General features: G+C 70.9%; 19 protein-coding genes and 1 pseudogene. 12 read left to right on the forward strand and 8 right to left on the reverse strand.

The window, feature by feature from the left end:
- Nucleotides 1–18: 18 nt before the first annotated feature.
- From ACFSZT_RS14650 to ACFSZT_RS14660, 3 genes and pseudogenes are all read right to left on the reverse strand, one after another.
- Nucleotides 19–1044: a hydantoinase/oxoprolinase family protein gene (locus ACFSZT_RS14650; protein WP_377478263.1), complete on the reverse strand. Its 1026-nt coding sequence runs from the start codon at nucleotides 1042–1044 to the stop codon at nucleotides 19–21.
- Between the two features lie 13 nt (nucleotides 1045–1057).
- Nucleotides 1058–2122: pseudogene (locus tag ACFSZT_RS14655) on the reverse strand (hydantoinase/oxoprolinase N-terminal domain-containing protein); the annotation flags it as partial.
- A 46-nt stretch (nucleotides 2123–2168) separates the two neighbouring features.
- Nucleotides 2169–2864, reverse strand: a complete 696-nt coding sequence (locus tag ACFSZT_RS14660) for a GntR family transcriptional regulator (protein WP_377391993.1) — start codon at nucleotides 2862–2864, stop codon at nucleotides 2169–2171.
- 268 nt (nucleotides 2865–3132) lie between these two features.
- On the opposite strand from ACFSZT_RS14660, the gene ACFSZT_RS14665 reads away from it, so the two are divergent.
- On the forward strand, nucleotides 3133–4596 hold the full coding sequence (locus ACFSZT_RS14665; protein ID WP_377391990.1) for an aldehyde dehydrogenase family protein: 1464 nt from the start codon (nucleotides 3133–3135) through the stop codon (nucleotides 4594–4596).
- A gap of 7 nt (nucleotides 4597–4603) precedes the next feature.
- Nucleotides 4604–5368: an SDR family NAD(P)-dependent oxidoreductase gene (locus tag ACFSZT_RS14670; RefSeq protein WP_377391987.1), complete on the forward strand. Its 765-nt coding sequence runs from the start codon at nucleotides 4604–4606 to the stop codon at nucleotides 5366–5368.
- Between the two features lie 151 nt (nucleotides 5369–5519).
- Here ACFSZT_RS14670 and ACFSZT_RS14675 read toward each other — a convergent pair whose 3' ends face one another.
- On the reverse strand, nucleotides 5520–5687 hold the full coding sequence (locus ACFSZT_RS14675; protein ID WP_377391984.1) for a hypothetical protein: 168 nt from the start codon (nucleotides 5685–5687) through the stop codon (nucleotides 5520–5522).
- Between the two features lie 298 nt (nucleotides 5688–5985).
- Here ACFSZT_RS14675 and ACFSZT_RS14680 point away from each other — a divergent pair, with 298 nt between their 5' ends.
- Complete coding sequence (locus ACFSZT_RS14680) at nucleotides 5986–6450, forward strand: MarR family winged helix-turn-helix transcriptional regulator (protein ID WP_377391982.1); 465 nt, start codon at nucleotides 5986–5988, stop codon at nucleotides 6448–6450.
- Nucleotides 6451–6462: 12 nt separating this feature from the next.
- Here ACFSZT_RS14680 and ACFSZT_RS14685 read toward each other — a convergent pair whose 3' ends face one another.
- On the reverse strand, nucleotides 6463–7347 hold the full coding sequence (locus ACFSZT_RS14685; protein WP_377391980.1) for an enoyl-CoA hydratase-related protein: 885 nt from the start codon (nucleotides 7345–7347) through the stop codon (nucleotides 6463–6465).
- Nucleotides 7348–7623: 276 nt separating this feature from the next.
- On the opposite strand from ACFSZT_RS14685, the gene ACFSZT_RS14690 reads away from it, so the two are divergent.
- From ACFSZT_RS14690 to ACFSZT_RS14715, 6 genes are read left to right on the forward strand one after another with little or no spacing between them, the layout of a single operon-like run.
- Nucleotides 7624–8592, forward strand: coding sequence for an Lrp/AsnC family transcriptional regulator (locus ACFSZT_RS14690; protein WP_377391977.1), 969 nt, complete (start codon nucleotides 7624–7626; stop codon nucleotides 8590–8592).
- A gap of 17 nt (nucleotides 8593–8609) precedes the next feature.
- A complete protein-coding gene (locus tag ACFSZT_RS14695) occupies nucleotides 8610–9392 on the forward strand; it encodes an aspartate/glutamate racemase family protein (protein WP_377391974.1) in 783 nt (260 codons plus the stop codon).
- On the forward strand, nucleotides 9389–10069 hold the full coding sequence (locus ACFSZT_RS14700; RefSeq protein WP_377391971.1) for a hypothetical protein: 681 nt from the start codon (nucleotides 9389–9391) through the stop codon (nucleotides 10067–10069). The genes ACFSZT_RS14695 and ACFSZT_RS14700 overlap by 4 nt, the downstream gene beginning before the upstream one ends.
- A complete protein-coding gene (locus ACFSZT_RS14705; RefSeq protein WP_377391968.1) occupies nucleotides 10066–10218 on the forward strand; it encodes a hypothetical protein in 153 nt (50 codons plus the stop codon). Before ACFSZT_RS14700 ends, ACFSZT_RS14705 begins: the two co-directional genes overlap by 4 nt.
- The gene (locus ACFSZT_RS14710; protein ID WP_377391965.1) at nucleotides 10218–11687 is read left to right on the forward strand and encodes a sodium:solute symporter family protein; all 1470 of its coding nucleotides are present in this window, start codon (nucleotides 10218–10220) and stop codon (nucleotides 11685–11687) included. The genes ACFSZT_RS14705 and ACFSZT_RS14710 overlap by 1 nt, the downstream gene beginning before the upstream one ends.
- A 29-nt stretch (nucleotides 11688–11716) precedes the next feature.
- Nucleotides 11717–12931: a dipeptidase gene (locus ACFSZT_RS14715; protein ID WP_377391962.1), complete on the forward strand. Its 1215-nt coding sequence runs from the start codon at nucleotides 11717–11719 to the stop codon at nucleotides 12929–12931.
- Nucleotides 12932–12979: 48 nt separating this feature from the next.
- Here ACFSZT_RS14715 and ACFSZT_RS14720 read toward each other — a convergent pair whose 3' ends face one another.
- Nucleotides 12980–13303, reverse strand: coding sequence for a hypothetical protein (locus ACFSZT_RS14720; protein ID WP_377478265.1), 324 nt, complete (start codon nucleotides 13301–13303; stop codon nucleotides 12980–12982).
- A 511-nt stretch (nucleotides 13304–13814) separates the two neighbouring features.
- On the opposite strand from ACFSZT_RS14720, the gene ACFSZT_RS14725 reads away from it, so the two are divergent.
- Nucleotides 13815–14135: a hypothetical protein gene (locus tag ACFSZT_RS14725; RefSeq protein WP_377478267.1), complete on the forward strand. Its 321-nt coding sequence runs from the start codon at nucleotides 13815–13817 to the stop codon at nucleotides 14133–14135.
- 140 nt (nucleotides 14136–14275) lie between these two features.
- On the opposite strand, the gene ACFSZT_RS14730 is transcribed toward ACFSZT_RS14725, so the two are convergent.
- Together ACFSZT_RS14730 and eccCa are read right to left on the reverse strand one after the other, a co-directional pair.
- Nucleotides 14276–14596, reverse strand: a complete 321-nt coding sequence (locus ACFSZT_RS14730) for a hypothetical protein (protein ID WP_377391956.1) — start codon at nucleotides 14594–14596, stop codon at nucleotides 14276–14278.
- A gap of 11 nt (nucleotides 14597–14607) precedes the next feature.
- Nucleotides 14608–18603, reverse strand: coding sequence for a type VII secretion protein EccCa (gene eccCa, locus ACFSZT_RS14735; protein ID WP_377391953.1), 3996 nt, complete (start codon nucleotides 18601–18603; stop codon nucleotides 14608–14610).
- Nucleotides 18604–18814: 211 nt separating this feature from the next.
- On the opposite strand from eccCa, the gene ACFSZT_RS14740 reads away from it, so the two are divergent.
- Both ACFSZT_RS14740 and ACFSZT_RS14745 read left to right on the forward strand, forming a co-directional pair.
- Nucleotides 18815–19432, forward strand: a complete 618-nt coding sequence (locus tag ACFSZT_RS14740) for a hypothetical protein (protein ID WP_377391950.1) — start codon at nucleotides 18815–18817, stop codon at nucleotides 19430–19432.
- A gap of 44 nt (nucleotides 19433–19476) precedes the next feature.
- Complete coding sequence (locus ACFSZT_RS14745) at nucleotides 19477–19773, forward strand: hypothetical protein (protein ID WP_377391947.1); 297 nt, start codon at nucleotides 19477–19479, stop codon at nucleotides 19771–19773.
- The last annotated feature ends 265 nt before the right edge of the window (nucleotides 19774–20038 follow it).

The following is a 20038-nucleotide window of genomic DNA, read 5'->3' on the forward strand; positions in this document are numbered from 1 at the left end:
GGTGTTCTCCTTTCCCGGTCAGCGGTTCTGGATGACGAGATCGCCGAAGGCGTCCACCTGAGCGTCCTGGCCGGGGCCGATGACGACGGTGGTGTCACGGAGCTCGACGATCGCCAGCCCGTCGATCCGCAGCCCCTCACGCAGGTGTTCGGTGCGGTAGACGGCGGCGTCGCGCCACTCGCCGCCCGAGAACACGCGGCGCGTTCCCGGTTCGGGTGCCTGCGCGTCGCCGAGTGCGCCGGTGTCGAACTCGGCGCGCGGCACCGGGCTGGTCGCGACCACCCGGAACGTGGTGATCTCGACACCGCCGTCGAGGAACGCCGCGCCCTTGCCGAAGCGGCCCTCGTAGATCTCGACGAACCGCTCGATCATCGCGTTGACGTCGTCCGCGGTGAGCACGTCCGCCTCGATCGGCACGGTGAGCACGTGGATCTGCGCGCGGAACCGGAGCTCGACGGACTTGGCGTAACGGATGGAGTTCTTGTCCGCGCCCGCGGCCACGAGGTCCCGGCGAGCCCGGGTGGACAGCTCCTCGAACGTCGCGTTGAGCTCGGCCGGCGGGAGGGCGCTGGAGTGGTCGGTGGTGCCGGGCGGCGTCTGCATGGGCTTGGACAGCTCCTCGACCATCGTCAGGTCGGAGCAGCCGATGCCGAACGCCGAGTGCACCGACGCCGTGATGGGCACGACGATGCGCGGGCAGCCCAGCTCGGCGCCGTAGGAGAACGCGTGCAGCGGGCCCGCGCCGCCGTAGGCGAACACGGCGAAGTCCGTGGGGTCGTAGCCTTGCTCGACGGTCACCTGCCGGACGAGGTCCGCCATGCGGGCGTCCACAATGGTCTTGATGCCCTCGGCCGCCTGCTCGACGGTGAGCCCGGCCGGTGTGGCGACGTGCTCGTCGATCGCCGCGCGCGCCTTGCCGACGTCCAGCTTCAGCCTGCCGCCGAGGAAGTTGTCCGGGTTGAGGTAGCCGAGCACGAGGTCGGCGTCGGCGACGGTGGGGGCGCGTCCCGCCGCGCCCGTAGCACGCGGGCCCGGGCCGCGCACCGGCCGACTCGGGACCGACCTGCAGGACGCCGTTGCGCACCGAGGCGATGGACCCGGCGCCGGCGCCGATCGCGCGCACGGCCACCGACGGCAGGGCCAGTTCGTCCCGGCCGATGAGGGTGGTGTTGGACATGACCGGCCTGCCGTCCAGCACCAGGCCCACGTCGAAGCTGGTACCACCCATGTCGGTGGTGACGATGTTGCGGTAACCGTTGCGGGCGCCCAGGAATTGCGACGCCACGACCCCGCCGACCGGGCCGGACAGCACGGTGGCGGCGGCGCGTTTCTCGACCTCGGCGAACGTCGCGAGCCCGCCGTTGGACTGCATCAGCAGCGGGCCCGTCTTCAACCCCGCCTTGGCGAGGGTCTTCTCGAAGGAGTCCAGCGACGTCTTCAGCACCGGGCGCAGGCTCGCGTTCACCGCCGTGGTGAGGGTGCGCTCGTACTCGCCGATGCGCGGCAGGAACTCCGAGGACAGCGTCACCGACGCGCCGGGGACCTCCTCCTCGATGATCTCCGCGACCCGCTTCTCGTGCGTGGCGTTGGCGAACGACCACAGCAGCGACACCGCGAACACCTCGGCCCCGGCGGCCCGCAGCTCGGCCACGGCGCGCCGGACGTCGTCCTCGTCCAGCGGGCACACGACGCGCCCGGCGTAGTCGATGCGCTCGGTGACCTCCGCCGTGAGCTGCGGCGGCACGACCGGCGGCTGCTTGACCAGCGTCCGGAACCGCTTGATCGACTCCTCGTCGAGGCCGATGCCCTTGAACCCGCGCATGACCGTCAGCGTGTCGCCGAAGCCGCGGGTCTGGATCAGCCCGACCGTGCGCGTGTTGCCCTCCAGCATCGCGTTGGTGGCGACGGTGGTGCCGTGGGCGAACACCTCGATGTCGGCGAGGAAGTCCGGCAGTGGCCGGTTCCGCTCCTCGGCGGCGAGGACGAGCGTGTCCAGCACGCCCTGCGCGGGATCGTCCGGCACGGTCGACGACTTGTACCGTCCGACGGTTCCCGCGGAATCGATGACGACGGTGTCGGTGAAGGTGCCTCCGATGTCGGAGGCCACGTAGTAGTTCGGCATTTCCGGCGATTCACTCCTTTGTGGCGCTGGGGTGGCTCACCGAGGCTCAGGAGGCGTCCTCGGCTTCGGCGGGCGATGGTGTCCGGGCGGTCGTGAGCTGGGCGATCGTGGCCTCGATGTGGGCACGGGCGAGCCGTTCCGCGGCCGGCCCGTCGCCGGCCTCGATGGCGTCGGCGATCGCGGTGTGCTCGCGGATCGCGCGCCGCGCGGCGTCCGGCCGGACGAGTTCCACCGGTGCGAACACCTGGGCCGTCATCCGCAGCAGCGGCCGCTGTCCGAGCACGAACTCGTTGCCGGACAGGTGCATGATCTGCTCGTGGAAGTCCACGTTGGACTCCGTGTAGTCGTGTGCCGCCCACGGGTCGACGGCGGCGCGCTGGGTCTCGACGATCCGGCGCAGGTACCGGATGCGGCCCGCGGGGGCCCGTTCCGCGGCCAGGCGTGCGGCGAGTCCGTCGACGACCGCACGCAACTCGTAGGCATCCAGCAGGGTGGCGAGGTCACCGGTGACGACCCGGGCGCCGCGACCGGGCTCGAGCTTGACCAGGCCCTCCTGTTCGAGCAGCCGCAGGGCTTCCCGGAGCGGTGTGCGGCTGACCCCCAGCTCGGTGGACAGGTGTTCCTGCCGCAGCCACGAGCCGGCCGGGTACCGGCGGGCGTAGATCCGTTCGCGGATCACCGCCGCCGTTTCCTCCACGAGCGGGAGACGCGCCGGTCCGCCGCCGTCGTCCCGTCTCGCCACGTTCGCCGACCTTCCTTGCCCAGCGATTGGATACAGTGCCGCCGAGCCTGGCCCAATCGGGTGGGTTCGTCAAGGTCCGTGGCCTGGTCCGTACCTCCGAGCGGGGAAAATCCCGTGTTCGGGTGGCGTGCCCGGCTGGTGGCTTGACTCGCCGGTGGACGATGGGCGATGCTCGGGCGTCGCGAGCTGGTCTGACCAGCAGGCGTCCGCCGGTGCGTCGATCGAGGCCGCGGGCGTCGGGACGAGGACGTCCGGAGGAGAGTTGCTGATGAGTCCGAAGCCGGGCTTTTCGTTGCCCGTGGTGCGGTCCGGGTTGCCGATCGGTCCGGACTGGGTCACCGACACCGAGTCCGCCCCGGTGGTGTTCCCCTACGACCGGTCGGTGGTGGCTCAGGCGCCGGTGGGCTCGGTCGAGCACGCGCGGGCCGCGGTGGAGGCGGGAGCCGCGGCGGTCAGGCCGGTCGGCAGGCTCAGCTCGGCCACCCGGCGTGCGATCCTGCTCGAGGTCGAGTCCGAGATCCGGGCACACTCCGCGGAGCTGGTCGAGCTGCTGATCGCGGAGACCGGCAAGACGCGCGGCGACTGCGAGGTCGAGGTCTCGCGCACGCTGTTCACCTGGTCGGCCGCCGCGGAGGAGGTGGCGCACATTCACGGCGAGACCGTGGCCCTGGACGCGCAGGCCTCCGGCGAGGGCATGATCGGGTTCTGGACCCGCAAGCCGATCGGCCTGGTGGTCGGCATCGCGGGGTTCAACGGACCGTTGTTGCTCGCCAGCCACAAGATCGCCCCGGCGATCGCGGCCGGGTGCCCGGTGATCTGCAAGCCGGCGCCGGCCACGCCGTTGTCGGCACTGTGGCTGGCCGACGTCGTCCGCCAGGCCGCCGCGCGGCACGGGGCGCCACCGGAGGTCGTGCAGGTTGTCACCGGTGACGCCGAGGTCGGCCACCTGCTCGTCACGCACCCGCGCGTGGCCGCCGTGTCGTTCACCGGCTCCGCCGCGGTCGGCCACCGCATCGCCCGCGACGCCGCACCGCGGAAGGTGCTGCTGGAACTGGGCTCCAACGCGGCGCTGGTCGTCGACGTGGACGCCGACCTGGACAAGGCCGCGGACGCGGTGCTGCGGGGTGGCTACTACTTCAACGGGCAGGCCTGCATCGCCGTACAGCGCGTGATCGTGTGCGAGGAGGTGCGCGACGAGTTCGTCGGCAGGCTGACCGCCCGGATCGGCGAGCTGACCGTCGGCGACCCCCGCGACCCTGGCACGAGGGTGGCCCCGCTCATCAACGACGCCGCGACCGAGCGCACGCTCGACTGGATCGCGCAGGCCGAACGCGCCGGGGCGAAGCTGCTGCACGGCGGGCGCGTCGTCGACCGGGCCGTGGAACCCACCCTCCTGCTCGACGTGCCCGAGGACGCCAACGCGTGGTGTGAGGAGATCTTCGCCCCCGTCGTCGCGATCCGGTCGGTGCTCGACCTCGCGGCGGCGCTGGAGCTGGTCAACCGCTCCCGGTACGGGTTGCACGCCAGCGTGTTCACCCGCTCGCTCGCGACCGCGTTCCGGGCCATCGAGGAGCTGGACGTCGGTGGCGTCGTCATCAACGAGGTGCCCGGCTTCCGGTCGGACATCATGCCCTACGGCGGCGTGAAGGATTCCGGCATCGGGCGGGAAGGTCCCCGGTTCGCGATCGAAGAGCTGACCGTCACGCGTATGGCCGTCATCCGGCCGGAATGAGGAACCCATGACCGACTACGCGAACCTGTTCCGGCTCGACGGCAAGCGTGCCCTCCTCATCGGAGCCGGCGGCATCGGCCGCGAGGCCGCGCTCGCGCTTGCCGCGCACGGTGCGGAGGTCGTGTGCGCGGACAAGGACGCCGCCACCGCCAAGTCGACCGCGGCCGACGTCGGCGGCGAGTCGCTCCAGCTGGATGTCACCGATGCGGATGCCGTGGAACGCGCGGCGGCCGAGCTGGGTGAGGTCGACATCCTCGTGCTGACCGCCGCGATGAACGTGCGCAAGCGGATCCTCGACTACACGCCCGAGGAGTTCGACCGCGTCGTGGCGCTCAATCTCAAGGCGACGTTCACGGTGCTGCAGGCGTTCGGGCGTCGCATGGTGGCTCGCGGTGCCGGCAGCATCATCGTGTTCTCGTCGATCCGCGGCCAGGTCGTCGAACCGGGCCAGGCCGTCTACGCCGCGACGAAGGCCGGGGCCATCCAGCTGGTCAAGACGGCGGCGGCCGAGTTCGGCGAGGCGGGCGTGCGCGTCAATGCGATCGCGCCCGGTGTCGTGGAAACGCCGCTCACCGCGCAGATCAAGGCCAACCCGGACTGGTACCAGGCCTACGCCACCAAGGGCGCGCTCGGCCGGTGGTCGCGCCCGTCGGAGCTCGCCGGCGCCGTCGTGTACCTGGCCTCGGACGCTGCCAGCTACGTCACCGGCTCCACCGTGATGGTCGACGGCGGCTGGACCGCCGTCGACGGCCGGTTCACACCCCCGGCCTGAGGGGCGGTGCGGGCGACTGTCCACTGTGTGCTGAACGCCTGCGCGGGCCCGAGGCTACCCGCCGGAACGGGCATCGGCCGGTCCGTGCGCCCCGCCCGTCCCTCTGTCCACTCGCGACCAATCCGCTATGGCCTCGTGCGGCCCGGCCTTCTCACGCGTTCGGCAGGAGCCGACCCCCGACCACGGTGTACTCGTCGTGCTGCGGCTGGAACTCGACCACGATGCCCGCCCGGAACTCCTCGCCGAAGACTGCGGCGACCGCGTCGGTGACGCCGGCCGCGAGCCGCTGCGCGATCTCCGAGCCGTCCGGCCGGGTCAACGCGCCGGCCCGGATCCCGAACCGGACGGCGGGTGCGACCGTGGCCGGGGTGGTGCCACCGACCGCCCATCGGCCGTCGGGGAAGCCGATGAGCTGGACGACGGCGACCTCGCGGGCCCACTCGCGTAGACCTCGACGACGGCGTCGGTCAATGCGGCGATCAGCTTGTCCTCACGCCCGGCGAGCTGGTGCTCGAGGGCGTGCACGGTCAGATGAGGCACGATGACTCCCAGGAACTCGTCAAAGAAAGCAAAACAGCTTTGCATTCAAAAGTAATGCGAGGAGGCGATCCGGGTCAATGGTTTCACCGGGTTTGGCGACCGACGAGGCGATTCGTGCGCTGTTGCTGCTCATGCCGCGGCTGATCGGGCGGGTCAAGCGACTCGGGGTCCCGGATGCGCTACGCGGTTTGGATCTGGCACCGCGACACCTGTCGCTGCTGTCCTATCTCCAGCTGGAGGGACCGCTCAGCATCGGGGAGCTCGCCGAGCGGCTGGAGGTCGCCCCGACGACGGTGAGCCTGATGATCGCCGACCTCTCCCGCGCGGGCGTGCTCGTCCGGCGGGAGGACGAGGCCGACCGGCGCAGGCGGATCGTGACGATCGCGCCGGAGCACACTGACGCGGTCACGGCATGGCTCGGCGGGAGCGCGGTGGCGTGGCGGGAGGCGGTGGCCGACCTCAGCGACACCGAGCGCGAGGTCGTCGTGCGCACCCTGCGCGCCTATGAACAGGCGTTGGGCGAGACGGGCCTGCAGCGTTGACGCGCCGGAGGCTCAGCTGTCCTCGGGAGGCGCCGGCCACTCGGGGACGCAGTCGGGCATGTCCTTGCTGACCCGGCCGGGAAAGCGGGGTGGGCGCTTCTCGAGGAACGAGGTCACGCCCTCGGCGACGTCGACGCCCTTGCCGAGGGCGTGGATCAGCTGCGAATCCGCCCGGTGGGCGTCCCAGGGCGAGCCGGCACCGAGCATCGACCAGAGCAGCCGGCGCGACGCGGCGACCGAGACGGCGGAGGTGTTGTCGGCGATCTCCCGGGCGAGCGCGACGGCGGTCGGCAGAAGCTCGTCGGCCTTGGTCACGCGGGAGACGAGCCTGCCTGCCAGTGCTTCCTCGGCGTCGAACACGCGTCCGGTGGCGACCCACTCCATCGCCTGCGAGATGCCGACGACGCGGGGAAGGAACCAGCTGGAGCCCGCCTCGGGGACCAGGCCGCGGCGGGCGAAGACGAACCCGAATCGGGCCGTGTCGGCGGCGATGCGGATGTCCATGGGCAGGGTCATGGTGGCGCCGACGCCCACGGCGGCCCCGTTGACCGCGCCGATCACCGGCTTGCGGCAGCCGGCGATGGCCAGCGCCACGACCCCTCCCGCGTCCCGCGGGACGCCGTCGACCTGGCCGAACTCCGGGGCGGCCTCACCGGCATCGAACGTGCCTGCGCCGCGGCCGAGATCGGCGCCGGCGCAGAACGCCCGCCCGCGGCCGGTGACGATGACGACGCGCACGTCGTCGGCCGCGTCCGCTCGCGCGAAGGCCGACGCCAGCTCGTGCGCCATGGTCTCGGTGAAGGCGTTGAGGCGGGCGGGTCGATCGAGCACGATCGTCGCGATGCCGTCGGTCACGGAGTACGCGATCTCGGTGTAGTCGTGGGCGTCGTTGCTCACTGCGCTCCGTCCGTCGAGGTGCGAACCGCGACCAGGCTACTGAAGGCGTGGCTCCCGTGGTCGAGGTTCGGGCCGGTGTGTGCGCCGGTCGGGTCACCGCTCGTCCCCGGCGCCGTTTCGGCGGTTGACGCGGCAGAAACACCAGCAACAAGCCGGTAACGGCGCTGCGGCCGGTTTCCCGCATCTGTCTATACATTCACGCCGTAGTCCCGTAGCTTCGCCCGAATCAACGCCGGATCTGCTCAATTCGATCGAGAAGTCGGTGGAGGCGCGAGGGTGGCGGAACTTGACGAGCTCGACCGCCGGATCGTGGCGGCACTGCAGCTGGACGGCCGCAGCGCCTGGGCCGAGGTGGCCCGGCTGGCCGGCACCACGGAGAGCACGGCGGCCCGCCGCGGTGGTCGTCTCCTCGAGGAGGGCATCGTGCGGGTCGTCGGCGTCGCCGACCCGCTCGTCTGCGGCCTCGGCCAGCCGGTGCTGGTGCAGCTCGACTGCGCCCCAGGATCGGTGCGCCGGGTCATCGACGAGCTCGCGCATCGCGCGGACACGCGGTTTCTGGCCCTCACCACGGGCGCCTGGGACGTCGTCGCCGAGCTCATCGTGCCGTCCAAACGCATGCTGGTCAGCGCGCTCGTGGACGAGCTCGGCTCGCTACCCGGTGTGCAACGTTCGTCGTCGGCACTGATCACCAAGACGTTCACCATGCGGCACGACTGGAGCCGGCGACTCCTCGGTGATCCGCGGCCGGCGCAGCGCGGCAACACACCCCGGCCTGGCCGAGTCCAGCTCGACGACCTCGACCGCCGGTTGCTCGCGGCACTGGCCGACGACGGCCGCCGGTCCTACCGGGAGATCGCCAAGAGCCTCACCCTCGGCGAGACCGGCGTGCGCCGGCGCGTGGAGCGGCTGGTCGCGGCGCGCGCACTCGTGTTCAGCACGCTCGTCAGCCCGGCCGTGCTCGGTTTCCACGTCGAGTTGCTGGCGTGGCTCACGGTGGACCTCGCGCGGCTCGACGAGGTGGCCCAGCTGCTGTCCGGCAGGCCCGAGGTCCGGTACGTCTCGGCGACGGCCGGATCGGCCGACCTCGTGTGCGAGGTGATCGTTGCCGAGGCGTCGGAGATCTACGCGTTCACCACCCGGGTCCTGGGTGCGCTGCCCGGTGTGCGATCCGTCGATGTGGCGCTCGAACTGGAGAACCACAAACGTGCGTACCGCCCTTTCGACCTCGACGAGAAGCCGTCCTGACCCCCACCGGAGGCCTGATGCATCTGACCTATCTGCTCCCGGCACCGATGCATGTCACACCGCTCGGCGAGACGGAGATGCGGCGCCGCGCCACCCTGCTCGGCGAGTGGGCGGGCGAGTCCACCCGGATCACGGTCGCCGCTGTCGACAACGGTCCGGCGTCGGTCGAGTCCGCCTACGAGGAATACCTGGCGATCCCGGCCATGGGCACCGCGTTGCGCCGCGCCGAACGGTCCGGCACCGATGCGATCATCCTCGGCTGCTTCGGTGATCCCGGCCTGGACGGCCTGCGCGAGATCGCGGTGAAGCCGGTCGTCGGTCCAGCCGGCGCGGCGATGGCTCTGGCGTGCACCCTGGGTCACCGGTTCTCCGTCGTCACGGTGGCCGACGGGGTCCGGCCGCTCCTGCGCCGGCTCGCCTGGGAGACCGGGGTGTTGCCCGCGCTGTGCGAGATCCGGTCCGTCGAACTCTCCGTGCTCGCCATCAATACCGACCACGACGCGGCATACGCCGCCCTGCGCACGGAATGTGAACGCGCGCTCGACGCCACCGAGGCCGACACGCTCGTACTCGGCTGCATGAGCATGGGATTTCTCGGTTCGGCCGAACGCCTCAGCACCGAACTGGGCGTGCCGGTGGTCAACCCGATCCGCGCCGCCGTCCACCACGCCCAGGCCCTGCACCGGATGGGACTCGCGCCCAGCCGCCGTGCCTATCGCCGTCCCGCCGCCCTCGCCGATGACGCCGGGGACACCAGCCTGCTGCACCAGGCGGCAGGTCCCTTGGAGGTCACCCCATGAGGAGAAGGAACATCGCGCCCGGACTGCTCGCGGCCGGCCTGGTCCTGGTGTTGTCGGCGCCCGCGTCGGCCGCGAGCAGTTCACCGGAACCCGTGCTGACGCACGCCGACATCGCTGTCACGATGCACGACGGCGCCGACGACCGCGTTCGCGCCACCTACCGGCTCGCCGAGCCGGCGGAGGAACCGACGCCCGTGCCGTTGCTCGCCCTTCCCCGCACCGGTGCCGACATCACGGAGCTGAGTGCCGGGCCCGGAGTGACCGAGATCGGGCCGGTCCGCGGCCTGCGTGCGGTCGCGACGCTCCCCGCGGGCGTCAGGGAGTACACAGTGGAGTACCGGGTCCGGCGCACCGGCGGTCAGCAAGGTGTCCCGCTGGTGATTCCCGACATCGCGACGGCTCGTGCCGCCGAGGTGACCATCTCGGTGACGTTGCCGCCGGGCCGGCACCTCGTCGGCGACGCGATGCCGACCTTCACGTCGGAGAGCACGCCGGGGGAGCGCACCGTGTTGCGTCACACCGGCCGGTCGCTGCCGTCGGTCGTCGTCGCCGAGTACGGCACCACCTCACGGGCCTCGCTCGGTGACGTGTCGTCCTACACCGGACTGGTGCTCATGGCCGGTGTCGTTCTCGTCTGGCTGTACCACAGCATGCGAAAGGAGCGTATCCGCGCATGAGCGTCCTCGCGTCCGGAACCTGGCTCACTCCCTTCGGTGTCCCGTTCGACACTGCCGTCATCATCGGGCTGGCCCTCACCGTGCTGAGCATCGTGCTCGCCGGCCGGGCGGAGGGGAAACCCGTCGAGCGGGACGGCGGTGACCGGTGATGGACTTTCGCACCGCATTCCTGCTGTTTCTCGCCGGCTTTCTCGTCGTGCTCGTCCTCGAAGGATGGCGATCCTACCGCGTCAACAGCAGTGAGGAGGACTACTTCGTGGCGGGCCGCAGGGTCGGGGCCTGGGCGGGCGGCGCCAGCATCGCGGCGACCCAGATGAGCGCGGGCACGTTCGTCGGAACGGTCGGGATCCACTACCTCACCGGCGCGGCGTTCATGTGGGGCTGGCTGGGGATCTGGGTCGCCTTCCTGATCGCCGCCTACGTCATCGCACCCCGGCTGCGCCGCTACGCACACGAACGCAACGCGCTCACCTTCCCCGACTTCATCGCCGACCGGTTCGGCGGCAAGGTGCCTCGCGCCGTGATCTCGGTGTTGCTGGTGCTGTCGTACCTGGTGTTCATGTCGGCTCAGTACCAGGCGGGCGGCGTGATCCTCGAGACGGCGTTCGGCATCCCGTTCTTCTGGGGTGCCGTGATCCTCATGGTCCTGGTTGTCGGCTACACCGTGATCGGCGGCATGACCGCGGTCATTCGCACCGACTTCCTGCAGCAGATCATGATGGCGCTGGGAGTCGTGATCGGACTGCCGTTGCTCATCAGTCACGCGGGCGGGCTCTCGTCGCTGTCGCAGTCCCTCCCGGAAATCGCCCCGGACTTCATCGGCTGGGGCTTCGGCTGGGCGGAGATCAGCGGCTTCTGGCTCGGTTTCGGCTTCGCCGCCCTCTGCGCTCCGTACCTGTTGTTGCGGTTCTACGCGATGCCCGACGACCGGACCTGCCGGCGGGCGTCTGGCGTGGCTCTGTTCTTCGTGCTGCTGACCGGGATCTGCATCGGCGTCGCCGGCATGGTGATGCGGGTGCTGTACCCGAACCTCTCGATCCCGGACGCGGCGTCCACCCTGCTCGCCTCGGAGGTCTTGCCGCCGATCGTCGGGGCGATGCTGCTGACGGCGATCGTCATGGCCGTACTGAGCACTGTGGACTCCGTACTGCTCGTCGCGGGCCCGGCGATCTCCCACGACATCTACGCCGCGCTGATCCGGCCCGGCGCCTCCGAACGCACCCGGTCGCGCCTCAACCGGTGGGCGACGCTGGTGATCGGGACACTCCCGGTGCTGCTGACCCTGCAGGAACTGGACATCGTGCAGTTCGTGGTGCTCAGCTACGCCGCTCTGCTCGGCAGCACCGTGACCGCTCCGGTGCTGCTCGGCCTGTACTGGCGACGGGCCACCCGAGTGGGCGCGGTGTGCGCGATGGTGGCCGGATTCGGTGTGTGCCTGCTGTGGTACGCGCTGGACGCGCCGGTGGTCGAGCCGGTGGTTCCCGGCGTGCTGGCCGGCTTCGCGGGCATGGTCATCGGCTCCCTGCTCAGCAAGCCGATGCCACCGGAAGACATCCGGGTGTTCTTCGACCGGCCCGCTCCGCTCGCGATCCCCACCACTGTCGTCAACGCCGGATGAACGCAACCGACAGAAGGGAATCACCGACCATGACCCAGAAGACCGGCGCGGAACCGTTGCGCTACCGGGGTTACCGATCGTTCGACGCCCTCGTTCCAGGCGAGGACTACCGCGAGTTCACGCTCGCGAAGGAGATCGGCCGGGTGCCGTCACGAGGCCCCGACCTCACCGACGGCCAGCGAGCCCGCGTCGCGCGCCTGCTCGCCGACAACACGGTCATCTCCCTGCACGATCACACCAGCGTCTTCCCGGACGACATCACCGAGACGTTCGACTACAACCGCACCGGCCGGCATCACACCGGCTACGAGGGGCTGTCGCTGTCCGGCATCGACGCGGTGTTCGAGAACTTCATGGACGGAACGTGCTGCATCACCTCCCAGATGGGCTGGAAATGGGAGGACGTTCTCGTCGATCTCGGCATGCGGTACTCCGACATCGCGAAGCAGGACTTCGTCGTGCGGGCAGAGCGGGTCAGTGACATCGCCGACGCGCGAGCCCAGGGGCGGATCGCGCTCGTGCCCGCGCTCGAGGCGGCGACCCCCATCCAGAACGAGGTGGACCGCATCGACGTGCTGTACGGGTTCGGTGTGCGGCAGATGGGCATCGCCTACAGCGAGTCGAACACCCTGGGCTCCGGACTGCGCGAACGGCACGACGGGGGGCTCACCTACTTCGGCGAAAAGGCCGTGCGCCGGATGAACCGGCTCGGCATCGCGATCGACGTCTCGCACTCCGGCGACCGGACGAGCATGGACACGATCAAGGCGTCCGAGAAGCCGATCTTCATCACGCACGCCGGTGCCCGGTCGGTCTGGCCGACCAAGCGCATGAAGCCCGACGACGTCATCGTCGCGTGCGCCGAGCGGGGTGGCGTGATCGGTATCGAGGCGGCTCCGCACACGACGATGAGTGCCAACCACCCGGCTCACAATCTCGACGCTTTCATGGAGCACTTCACCTATTGTGTCGACCTCGTCGGCATCGACCATGTCGCCTTCGGACCGGACACGCTGTTCGGCGACCACGTGGGGCTGCACGACGCGTTCGCCAAGCAGCTGTCGATCTCCGCGGCGCACGACGGTCCCGAGTTCGAGAAGGTCGAGTACGTCGACGGCATCGAGAACCCCGCGGAGGAGTTCCACCACATCACCGGCTGGCTCGTCGCGCACGACTACTCGGACGACGAGATCGCGAAGGTCCTGGGCGGCAACATCCTGCGGGTGCTCGACGAGGTGTGGTGACCGGCGCCGGTGGGGAGCCGGTCGGCTGACGGCGCGCGTGTCGCCGGGTCACAGCCGCAGGCGGCGGAGCCTGCGGGGTTGTTCCGGCTCCGCCGCCTCCGGCGTCAACGGCGACGCGACAGCCGGGTCGGCAACCTGCCAGACCTCGTGGTCGAGCACCTGCGGCTCGGGCGTGGCGTTGCGGGCCGCGGACATCGCGATCGGCCGGTAGCCGCGACCGGTGGTGGCCGCGAGTGCGGATCGACCCTGGAGTCGTGCCGGGACGCCCGGCACGGCCTGGGCGTTTCTCGGGCGGCGCTCGGCAGCCTCCAGCGACTTGCCCGGTGCGCTCCGGCCGCCCCCGCCCGGCCGGAGCGCACCGGGCATCATCATGGGCGGCACCATGCGACCGGGCCCGGCGTGCGCCTTCGGCTCGGTCCCGCCGGCGGCCTGCGGCGGCTGCGGAGCCTCTGAAGTGGACGGTGGTGCCGAGATCGGTACGGGATTCGCGGCCTGGTCGATCCGCGGTGGTGGACCCGGCGTTCCCGTGTCCGGCACGGATCCTGACGAGCGCGGGGTGAATTCGCTTCCCTCGATCCTGCTTCCCTCGGCGCCGCCGGACAGGGAACTGCTGTCGCCCGGCAGGCCGGCCGGTCCCGGCGACGCGCCGCGACTGCCGGATCCGCGCCGCGGGAGCTGCCCCCCCGACCGGGCTGCCGGGTGGAATGGCGACGAGACCCGGGATCGAGACACTGCCGGGCGGCAGTGGCGTCCCGGTGCCCCCAGCCGGATCCAGCGACGGCACAGCACCCGGCCTCGGGGCAGTGGCGAGCGTGGGGGCCGGGGCGGGGCTGGGCGAACAGCAGCCGTGTGCACCGGCGTCCATCGTCGCGGGGCGGGAGGGATGGCCCGCGGCACCGAGGACCGCGGCGGCGGCCGCCCGGAAGTAGCGGTCGAGCTCGGCCAGGTGGAGGCCTGCCTCCTGCCCGCTCGCCTCGGTGCCGCGCTGCGCCGTGTGCGTCACCGTCTCGCGGCAGAGCAGGAGTTGCCTGGCGAGGTCGTCGAGTGCCCGGCACGGCTGGTGCTCGGCGATGCGGGTGAGCACGTCGTCGATCGCGGCCTTGCGCACGACGACCTGGCGGACGAACTCCGCGCCCGTGCCATCGGTCCACTGTGGCCGGAGATGTTCGAGGTCGTTCCGGAGCGCGTCGGAGAGCTCGCGTAGCCGCGTCGTGACCGTCCGCCACATCCGGCTCGCCTCCTCGACGCGAGCGAGGTGCGTGTGGGCCTCCACGTTGGCGAGCGGCAACGGGACCAGGGCGGGCAGGCGCGCGTACTCGTACCCGGCAGCGCCGCAATCCTGGCTCACGATGCCTCCACGATGACAACCGCGGTCGCGACACCGATCGCCTGCGTACCGGCCCGGTCCGTGGCCAGATAGTCCTCCGCGGCCACGAGGGCGGCCTGCCGCAACGTCGCCAGGGCCTCGCCGGTCTCGGCGAGAACGCTCGCGAGTGTCGTCGTCGACGCGAGGTCGGCGGCGGTGAACGTCGCACACCCAGGCAGCCCGCCGGCGCAGACGGAGGGCCCGGACGTCACGCCGGGGAGCGAGAGCGCGGCGGTGCGCTCGGCGAACCGGCGCATCGCTTCGGGATCGCCGTGCAGGTCATGGTGCGTGTCGCACATGGATGCTCCGTTCACGTGTCGGCGGTGTGGGTCGACGGCTGCCCGGGTTTGGGCAGCCAGGCGAGCTGGACGAGGCGCGGGGCGTGGCGGCGGCCGACCAGCCACGCCCGGCCGGGTGGAAGGAACTCGGGCTTGAGTCCGCCCAGCAGCGGTCCCTCGTCCTTGTCGCCGGACATGAGCAGGCCGGGGGAGCCGAGGTCGCGCAGCCGCGAGAGGAACGGTTCGAACAGTGCCCGGCTCGCGCCTCCCGTGCGGCGCGCCAGCACCACGTGCATGCCGATGTCGCGACCCTGGGCCAGGAAGTCGAGCAGTGGCAGGAAGGGGTTGTCCAGCTGGCTGACCACGAGGTCGTAGTCATCGATCAGGATGAACAGCTCGGGGCCTGCCCACCAGCTGCGCTCGCGCAACTGCTCCGGTGTGACGCCGGGCCCGGGCAGGCGGACGGCCATCTCGTCGGCGACCTGCCGCATCAGCCGGGAGGTGGTGTCCCGATCGGTGCCGTAGCCGATGAGGTGCGCGGTGTCGATGTCACCGAGCAGGCCGCGCCGGTGGTCGATGACGATCAGCCGCGCCTGGCGGGGTTGGTAGCTGTCGGTGATCGCCCTGGCGAGCGTGCGCAGGAACGTGGTCTTGCCCGATTCGGTGTCGCCGAGAAGCACGAGATGGGCGTCCGCGGCGAAGTCGAGGCGCACCGCACCGAAGTCGTGTTCGGCCACGCCGATCGCCAATCGGTGTGCGGCCGCGTCGTGGGCCCGGGCCAGCCGGTCGTAGGGCAACGTCGTGGGCAGCATCCGCACGGCAGGTGCCGGCCTGCCGTGCCACGCCGCCGACACCGTCTCCACCAGCTCGTGGAGCCCGTCGGCGAGATCGGACGGATCGTCGACGCCGTCGATGCGGGGCAGCGCGAACAGCAGTTGGTGCCTGCTCATCGTGACCCCTCGGCCCGGCGCGCCCTCCGGCACCTTGATCGCCGACTGCCGGTCCACCATGCTGTCGACCGGATCGCCGATGCGCAGTTCGACCTTGCTGCCGAACAGGTCCCGGATGTTCATGCGGAGGTCGAACAGGCGCGTGGCCGACACGATCACGTGGACGCCGTAGGAGAGACCTCGTGCGGCGATGTCGGCCACCACGGCCTCCAGGTCCTCGAACTCGGTACGCAACGTGGCCCAGCCGTCGATCACGAGGAAAACGTCGCCCCACGGGTCGTCGGGCTCGCCGTCCCGGCGCCTGCTCCGGTACGCGGGCATCCCGTCGACCTCGCAGTCAGCGAAGGTGCGCTCCCGGTGCGCGATCAGCGCGCGGATCTCCGCGATCGTGCGCCGCACCGCCCCGGGGTTCTGCCTGCCGGCCACACCGCCGACGTGCGGGAGGCCGCGCAACCCGTGCAGCGCGCCCCCACCGAAATCGAGGCAGTAGAACTGCACCTCGCCGGGCGTGTGGGTGAGCGCGAGGCCGGCGATGACGGTCCGCAGCGCGGTGCTCTTGCCCGACCGCGGACCGCCGATCACGAGCACGTGCCCCGCCGAACCGGACAGGTCGAATACGAGGGGGTCGCGGCGCTGCTCCAGCGGGCGGTCGACGATCCCGGCCACCACGCGCAGGGTCCCCGCCAGCCGGGGGTCGGCGGAGCCGAATCCGCGGGCCTCGTCGTGGACGAGATCCGGCAGCACCCGGTCGAGCGTGGGCGACTCGGCCAGCGGTGGCAGCCATACCTGGTGGGCCGGTGTTCCGCGACCGCGCATCCGCTCGACGATGACGTCCAGCAGGCTCTCGCCGCCCGCGTCTTCGTCGTCGGTCGTCGCCTCGGGCGTCTCGCCGGCGGCGGCCGCCGGGGCCAGATACCGCGTCGAGTACTCGAGCAGCTCCAGGACACCGTCGTCGCCGTGCTCGGTCCTGGCCTGCTGCGCGGGTCGGTAGGTGCCGGAGACATACGCCGAGCGAAACCGGATGAGCGACTCGTTGTCAGGCTTGAGAAATCCGTGGCCAGGTGCGCGGGGGAGGCTGAACGCGTCGCCCACTCCCAGGACGGCGCGGCTCTCCAGCTCCGAGAACGTGCGCAGGCCGATGCGGTAGGACAGGTGGGTCTCCAGGCCCCGGAGCCTTCCTTCCTCGAGCCGCTGGCTGGCCAGCAGCAGGTGCACGCCCAGGGACCTGCCGACCCGGCCGATCTGCACGAACATGTCGATGAAGTCCGGTTTGGCCGACAACAGCTCACTGAACTCGTCGCAGATCACCAGCAGCGTGGGCACTTCGGGCAACGGAGCTCCGGTGGCGCGGGCTCGCTCGTACTCGCGCAACGACGCGAAGTTGCCCGCCGCGCGCAGCAGCTCCTGCCTGCGCAGCAGCTCGCCGTTGAGCGCGTCGATCATGCGGTCCACCAGATGCAGCTCGTCTGCGAGGTTGGTGATCACCGCGCTGGTGTGCGGGAGCTTGTCCAGCGTCGCGAACGTGGCTCCGCCCTTGAAATCGATCAGCGCGAAGTTGAGCGAGTTCGGCGGATGCGACACCGCCAGGGCGAGCACGACGGTGCGCAGCAGCTCGCTCTTGCCGGATCCGGTGGCGCCGATCAGCAGGCCGTGCGGGCCCATCCCGTCCAGCGCCGACTCCTTCAGGTCCAGCTCGACCGGCGTCCCGTCGGTGCGGATGCCGAACCTGATCCGCAGCCGGTCCCGGGTCGGCCGCGGCACCCAGGTCGCGGCGGGGTCGAACGTGGCCGGATCGCCGATGTCGAGCAGCGCGGCGAGGTCGAGGTCGGTACTCATCGGCGCCTCGCCCCGGCCGCCCGTGGTGGTTCGCAGCGGCGCCAGCTGACGGGCGATCCCTTCCACCGCGGGGACATCCAGGGCATCTGCCCGGCCGAGCTCGACCGTGCCCTCGAGGGTTTCACTGGTGAGTGCGCCGTCCTGCTCGACCCGCAGCACGATCGTGGCCGGATCGAGGGTGCGGGGCGGCTGGCTGGTGAGATCGAGGAGCGTGACGCCCTCGACGCCGCCGGCGCGCAGCAGTGTGTCCGAGCCCGCGGCCGAGCCCCCGTCGAGCACGACGACGAGGTGCGGCAGCGTCTCCCGGGTGTCGGCCGCGGGATCGAAGCGCGGCCGGGTGCCGAGCAGGTCGTCGACCATGGCCTCCACCGAGACGATCGAGGACGCGACGAGCCGCAACGGCCCGGCGGCGTCCGTCCGTTCCGGATGCAGGGCGTGCGGCAGCCACTTGAGCCACTCCCACTCCGCGTGCGCGCCGGGGCCCGGGCACGCGGCGATTCGGAGGTCGTCCGGCGAGTGCAACGACGCGAGCTGGGCGAGCACGGCCCGGACCAGCGCGGTGGCACGGTCGCGGTCGCCGCCAACCTGGATCCGGCTGAAGCCGGTGACCGCCATCGCGAGCGGTAACCCCGGAATGGCGGTGTAGGTGGTGAGAAAACGGCGCAGTGCCAGCGCGGAGAGCGGCTCCAGCTGCTCCAGTGGCTTCGCGTCGGGAGGCACGAGAGTGATCGACGGCCGCTGCTCCCCGGTGCCGATGCGGGCGACGCCGAAGTCCGCATCGGACGGACGACGCTCCCACAGCCGGTAGCTCGCGACGAGCGACAGCAGTGCTTCCGGTTCGGGATGCAGGTACACCATGGCGTCGCGCTGCCGGTGGATCGCGCGCGTCAACCGGAGCCGGTGCCTGCCCAGATGACGAAGGTAGCCGCGGCGTTCCAGGCCCATCTCGCGCTTGCTCGGGCCCGCGGCGTTGAGCAGGCCGACGGCGAGCATGCCCAGCATGCCGACTCCGAAGAGTCCCATGACGACCCACCGCAGTACCCCGGAGTCGCCACCGAATCCGCCGGAGAACATCAGCATCATCGCGGCCATCATGGCGACCATCGGGAGCACCATGAGCAACTGCGTCCACGGCCGCCCGGAGGGAGTGGGCAGCTCGGGCGGCGAGTCCAGAATGAGCTCGCCGCTCGGTTGTTCCGGCGCGGGCCGGCGAACCGGCCTGCGCACCACGACGGTGGCCATCACCATCCCCTTTCACCGGGACCCGATGTCGGCGAGTCTCGCGTTGCTCGCGGCAGCCGGAACCGCGCTGGCAGGAACGTGCCGCGCGGCCCGCCGGGTGGACTCGAGCGGCCTAGCGTCGAATCGCACCCCGGCAGCGCGCGAGCACTTGGTCACGTGACGTCGCGGGAGCACTGGACGGCGTGAGCCGGATGGAGGAGAGGAGAATCCTGTGACCGGTACCGGTCTGATGGACGCCAATACGGACACACTCGCCCGAGTGGTCCAGATGGCGGCTGTTGTGGTGCAGGAGATCGAAGGGCACCGCAGCAAGCTCGAAGGTGAAGTGAACTCTGTGATTCCCGCGCAGTGGAACATGGAGCAGTCCCAGGCGCTGCTCGTCGCGCACAGGAAATGGGACATGGCGATTCGCAACCTGTGCCAGAAGCTCGAAAAACTGGGCAACGACACCAGGTTCGCCATGAACGACTACATCGATGTCGACCAGCAGGGCTCCGCGTGCTTCCGCGGCGTCGGTGAGATCGGCGGCGGTGGCGCGGGCCTGGGCGGCGGCTTCGCCGGCGCGGGCATCGGCGGTGGCGTGAGTGCGGACCTCGGCGAGCTCGGCGGCCTGGGCGGTGGCCTCGGCGAACTGGGCGACCTCGGCGGTGACTCCGGCGACTCCGACTCCGACTCGGGCTCGGGCTCGGGCTCGGGCGAGTCCGGTGGCGGTGGCGCCTCGGGTGGCGGAGGCGACGCCGACTGCGAGGACGGCGGTGAGGGTGGCGGAATCGAGCACGGCTCGTCCGGCTCGAGCTTCGCCTTCGCCGGGGTACTGCGTGCGCTCTGAGTGGTGCACCGGCCACTGAGGACGATGTGGAGAGGAGTGGATACATGACACGCAAACTCGCGATGTTCGGAGCCCTGGATGGGCTGTCGATGAACATGAACGGCTGTGTCCAGGGTGTGCAGCAGTCGATCGATAGCTGGGGCCAGGCCTCGGGCATGGGTCAGGCGGATTGGCTCGACCAGGCCGGCGGGCAGTTCGCCGAGATCAGCAGGGCGTGCCAGCAGGTCATGATCGCGGGGCAGGAACTCATGCAAGCCATGAACCAGGGCGTGCAGACCTGCAATCACGAGAACATGGCTGCGGTGCAACGGTCCTGTGGCCGGCTCGGCTCGGCCCTGTGACGGTAAGTCCTCGACGATGTCCCGGTGCGCGTGAGCGTGCCGGGACATTCCTTTGTGGTGGTTCGCGAGCGTCCGGCCGTGGCCGGTGGCCGGAACAGGTCACGAGCGGCCACGCGTGACGCGCCGAGGCCCACACTGCGATCCAGACCGGTCGAGTGCCCGGGGAGCGCGAACAACGGCCGAGGCGTCAGGGAACGCGGGCGGCGCACCCGCCGGCGACACGGCCGCGGATGCCGAGCTGAAGCGAGCGGGAGTACACCCGACC

Source organism: Prauserella oleivorans (genome assembly GCF_042685745.1).
In the GTDB taxonomy this organism is placed as follows: domain Bacteria; phylum Actinomycetota; class Actinomycetes; order Mycobacteriales; family Pseudonocardiaceae; genus Prauserella_A; species Prauserella_A oleivorans.